This window comes from Pseudomonas sp. RL, assembly GCF_000647775.1.
In the GTDB taxonomy this organism is placed as follows: Bacteria; Pseudomonadota; Gammaproteobacteria; order Pseudomonadales; family Pseudomonadaceae; genus Serpens; species Serpens flexibilis.
Genome location: NZ_JBOY01000057.1, coordinates 1 through 1,241, shown reverse-complemented (window position 1 = coordinate 1,241; position 1,241 = coordinate 1). Strand labels below are relative to the sequence as shown.

1 protein-coding gene is annotated in these 1,241 nt (G+C 63.4%); it reads left to right on the top strand.

Annotated features, from left to right (window positions below; all coding sequences use genetic code 11):
- Positions 1 to 244: 244 nt before the first annotated feature.
- Positions 245 to 1,222 carry an IS110 family transposase gene (locus AS93_RS0110320; protein WP_027590542.1) on the top strand — a complete coding sequence of 326 codons (978 nt, stop codon included), beginning with the start codon at positions 245 to 247 and terminating at the stop codon, positions 1,220 to 1,222.
- Positions 1,223 to 1,241 lie beyond the last annotated feature (19 nt).

Genomic DNA, 1,241 nt, shown 5'->3' with positions numbered 1-1,241 from the left:
CCCTTGTATCTCGACTACCGACCTTTTTGAGGCGATAGTCCCCGACTGATCATCGGGGGAAGGGAGTGCAAGACGCGACCGCCCTAGGGCTTCGAGCCTGCGACGTAGAGAGTTCTGCCCCCTTCCACACTCATCCGCCAAGTCCGAACGGTATCCAGGGCCTGCCCGTGGCGTGAGCTCGCATAAGCAAGGTTGGACCGGATGCAGTGATGATCCTGTCATCGTTTCATTCCAGGAGTTCAACATGGTCGCCGTTGTGGGCATCGACGTTGCCAAACACACCTTCGATATCGCCACCCTCCAGCCCAACGGCAAGTACCGCACACGCAGCAGGCTGGCCAACGATCCCAGCGGCTTTGCCCAGTTGTGCGAGTGGCTGGAGAAACACGCCGGACCCGATGCCTGGATCGTCATGGAGGCTACCGGCATTTACCACGAGGCATTAGCCACCTGCCTGTTCGAGCGGGGCTATCGCGTCAGCGTGGTCAATCCGGCGCAGACCGCCGCCTATGCCAAGACTCAGCTGTCGCGGGGCAAGACCGACAAGACGGATGCCAAGCTGATTGCCGGCTTCGGTCAGGACCAACTGGCCAAATCGCGGCTGCGACTCTGGCAACCTGAACCGCCGGCCCAGAAGCGCCTGCGTGCGCTGGTGCGCCGTCTGGCGGACCTGCGCGAGATGGAACAGATGGAGCGCAATCGCCTGGAGAGCGCCGACGCGAATATTCAGGACTCGATCCACACCGTGCTGCGCCACATCGAGGAGGAAATCCGCCGCACCCTGAAGGCCATCGAGGATCACATCGACAACGATCCGGACCTGCGCCAACGCAAGGAGCTGCTGACCAGCATCAAGGGCTTCGGCGACCAGACAGCCGCCCTGCTACTGGGCGAACTGGGGGATCCGCTGGCGTTTCGCAGCGCCAAGGCCGTGGCGGCCTTTGCCGGGCTGACGCCCCGGCCAGACCAATCGGGGGAGTATCAAGGGCCGACGCCCATCTCGCGCATCGGCTCGGGCTTCCTGCGCAGCCGGCTGTACATGCCGGCCATCTCGGCCATGCAGCACAACCCCGCCATCAAGGCCCTGGCGGAGCGCCTGAGGAGCCGTGGCAAGCGCGGCAAACAGATCGTCTGCGCGGCGATGCGCAAGCTGCTGCACATCGCCTATGGAGTACTCAAATCCGGCCAGCCCTTCGAACCCAAACTGGCGCTTGCGCGGTAGGGAGCAAGACGGTATCTAC

Coding starts and splice junctions, on each gene's coding strand:
- AS93_RS0110320 (WP_027590542.1), top strand. CDS start 245: ATGGTCGCCGTTGTGGGCATCGACGTTGCCAAACACACCTTCGATATC.